Annotated in this window: 3 protein-coding genes; all 3 read left to right on the forward strand. The window is 35.9% G+C overall.

Annotated features, from left to right (window positions below; genetic code table 11):
- Positions 1–263 precede the first annotated feature (263 nt).
- Complete coding sequence (locus AACY61_RS10680) at positions 264–1,448, forward strand: ABC transporter ATP-binding protein (protein WP_339611567.1); 1,185 nt, start codon at positions 264–266, stop codon at positions 1,446–1,448.
- Positions 1,445–2,104 carry a sulfotransferase gene (locus AACY61_RS10685; RefSeq protein WP_339611568.1) on the forward strand — a complete coding sequence of 220 codons (660 nt, stop codon included), beginning with the start codon at positions 1,445–1,447 and terminating at the stop codon, positions 2,102–2,104. The genes AACY61_RS10680 and AACY61_RS10685 overlap by 4 nt, the downstream gene beginning before the upstream one ends.
- A 69-nt stretch (positions 2,105–2,173) precedes the next feature.
- Positions 2,174–3,405, forward strand: a 1,232-nt coding sequence (locus AACY61_RS10690) for an MBOAT family O-acyltransferase (protein ID WP_339611569.1), incomplete at its 3' end; no start/stop codon positions are given.

Below are 3,405 nucleotides of genomic sequence, written 5' to 3' on the forward strand. Positions count from 1 at the left end.
TAAACCAGTCCACCAGTAAACCAGTCCACCAGTCCACCAGTAAACCAGTCAATAGCAAAACCAATTAATAGAATTCCTTATGAGAAGAAATAGGATTTCTGCTAAAAATCATTAATTTTAAACCCGCGTTCTTTGCCCCATCCCTAAAGGGAGGAACGCTAAACTTTGAACCTTAACCTCCCTATGCTGAAGCTAAGGAAGGCAAGCCTGAACCTGAAACCTGAAACTTGAAACAAGAAACAACAAACCAAGACGAAGTATTAGTGCGCGTTGAGGGCCTCTCCAAAAAGTTCTGCAAAGACCTCAAGACCAGCCTGTGGTATGGTGTGAAGGACTTGTGGAGTGGCGTGACGGGCAATAAAAACGAACGCCTGCTGCGCGACAAGGAGTTTTGGGCGGTAAAGGACATTAGTTTTACCCTGCGCCGTGGGGAGTGCTTAGGACTCATTGGCCACAACGGGGCCGGGAAAAGCACCCTGCTTAAAATCCTTAACGGACTCATCAACCCCGATGCCGGTAAGGTCACCATCAAAGGAAGGGTAGGGGCGCTCATTGAGCTGGGTGCCGGTTTTAACCCCATCCTCAGTGGGCGGGAGAACATCTATAACAACGGCGCCATCCTGGGCTTTACCAGAAAAGAGATCGACAACAAGCTCGACCACATCATTGCCTTTGCCGAGCTGGAAGAATTTATCGATATGCCCGTGCAGAATTACAGCAGCGGGATGAAAGTGCGCCTGGGCTTTGCCGTGGCGGCACAAATGGAGCCGGATGTGTTGATTATTGATGAGGTACTGGCAGTGGGGGATTTGGGGTTTGTATTGAAGTGTTTTAAGACGATTGATACCATCTTGCCCAGAACCGCTGTGATTTTTGTCTCCCACAGTATGCCCATGGTCTCTCGTATGTGCAACCAGATTATTTTGATGGAAAATGGTATCGCTAAATACCAGGGAGAAGATGTCGCCAAAGGCATTGATTTATACTACGCTCGTTTTATCAATAATGAAACCAATACCGTGTTTGATGATGGTAGTATTTGCTTGGTAGAAGTACAACTGCTCGACCCTAATACCAATCAACCCACTAACCAGTTGGATTGGGGAGCCGATTTAAAATTGTATTTTAGGTTTAAAATAGATAAAGAGATTGATGAAGTGCCTGTTTTTAATGTAATACTTTTTGATAAAGAACAACGTCCCGTCGCAATTCTCAGAGAAAATGATGTAAACGCTGAGATAAAAATTAAAAATAATGAAATAAAATTCGTTATTAGACACAATAAAATCCAGCTATCAAAGGGAATTTATAGCCTAAACGTTTCAGCAAATTACAAAAGCAATAACGCACCTTTGATCAGAATAAATAATTGTTTTACATTTCAAGTATTGCATAACAAGGATGTGTGGCAACCATTTTTGCTTGATTCAGAATACCAAAGTGTATGATTTTTAAAAAACAGCAACCCAAAATATTTTGTATTTCTATTCAAAGAACAGGCACTACCTCAGTAGGGCAGTTTTTTAAAGATCATAACTATAAAGTTGCAGGGTATGAAAGAAAGCGAAGCACTGAATGGTCAAGAATGTGGTTTATAGGAAATTTTGAAGCCATATTCAAAAGTAAAGACTTTAAAAATCATCAGGTCTTTGAAGATAATCCTTGGTGGTCACCCGGGTTTTATAAAGTATTGTTTCATCGCTTTCCAAATGCAAAATTTATTCTTTTTACAAGAGACCCCGACAAATGGTTTGACTCTATGGTAAGCCATTCAAATGGGAAAACACTTGGTAATACCTATAGACATTCAAGGATATATAGAAGAGAAACAGAGTTTGATAAATTATATCCATTTAGTCATGATTTTAATTCAAAGAAGATTGATAATCTATTAGAGTTAAATGAAAGTCATCGGGAACACTATAAAGCTATTTATGAAACCTGGAATAGAGATGCTAAATTGTTTTTTGAACAATTTGGTTCCGAAAGAATTATTAAATTAGAACTTGAAGACCCATTGAAATGGCAGAAACTGGGAACTTTTTTTAATTTAGATGTAAAAGATGGTTTTGAAGTTCATGCTAATAAATCTAAAAAAAGTTAAAGACTTTCAGTAAAATTAAATTACTATCTAAGCTTTTCAATTTTATACATACCTAAAATAAGCTAATAGATGCTTTTTAACTCTATTGATTTTGCGATTTTCCTTCCTTTAGTGTTTCTAATATACTGGCTTATTGGAACAAAGAATGTAAATAAGCAAAATCTTTTTTTAATTTTCTCAAGTTATCTCTTTTATGCCTGGTGGGACTGGAGGTTTCTGATTTTAATCCTTTTTAGCACTATAGTAGATTTTTCTATTGGTAAAAAAATTGATCAAACAAGTTTAAAAACTAAAAAGAAACAGCTGTTATTTATCAGTCTGTTTGTAAACCTTGGTCTTTTAGGGGTCTTTAAGTATTTCAACTTCTTTGTTGAAAATTTTACTCAAATGTTTTCATTCTTTGGCCAAAGCTTTGAAGCTAGTTCATTAAATATTATACTTCCGGTTGGCATCAGTTTTTATACGTTTCAAACATTAAGTTACACAATTGACATCTATAAAGGGAAAATTAAACCCACAAATGACCTCATTTCTTTTGGGGTTTTTGTTAGTTTCTTTCCCCAATTGGTTGCAGGTCCTATCGAGAGGGCTTCCAATCTCTTGCCACAATTTTTAAATAAGAGAAACTTCAACTATGAATCTGCTAAAGATGGCTTAAGACAAATCCTCTGGGGTCTTTTTAAGAAAGTAGTGATTGCTGATAATTGTGCGACTTATGTAAATATGATATTTGATAATCCAACAAATTACAATGGAAGTACCCTTTTTCTAGGTGGTGTTTTGTTTGCTTTTCAGATTTATGGTGATTTCTCAGGTTATAGTGATATTGCGATTGGTACTTCAAAATTATTTGGCATCAAACTAAGTCAGAACTTTGCATTCCCATATTTTTCGAGAGATATTGCTGAGTTTTGGCGAAGGTGGCACATTTCATTATCAACCTGGTTTAGAGATTATCTTTATATACCATTAGGCGGGAGTAAAGGCAATAAAATAAAAGTAATAAGAAATGTTTTTATAGTTTTTCTTATAAGTGGATTTTGGCATGGAGCTAACTGGACATTTATATTTTGGGGTGGATTGAATGCGCTTTATTTTCTCCCCTTATTTTTATTAAATAAAAACAGAAAAAACGTAGGAGATATAGTAATAGGTCAAGGATTATCAGCTATAAAAGATTGGTCTCAAATTTTACTAACATTTTTCATAACTGTTATAGCCTGGATATTTTTTAGATCTGAAACCATTGTTTTTGCATTTAAATATATAGAATCCATGTTTACTTATTCACTTTTGAGCAT

It is taken from the genome of uncultured Planktosalinus sp., from assembly GCF_963973675.1.
Classification (GTDB): domain Bacteria; phylum Bacteroidota; class Bacteroidia; order Flavobacteriales; family Flavobacteriaceae; genus Planktosalinus.

What these genes read in the sequence shown, in the direction of transcription:
- AACY61_RS10685 (WP_339611568.1), top strand. Translation starts at nt 1,445, where the DNA reads ATGATTTTTAAAAAACAGCAACCCAAAATATTTTGTATTTCTATTCAA.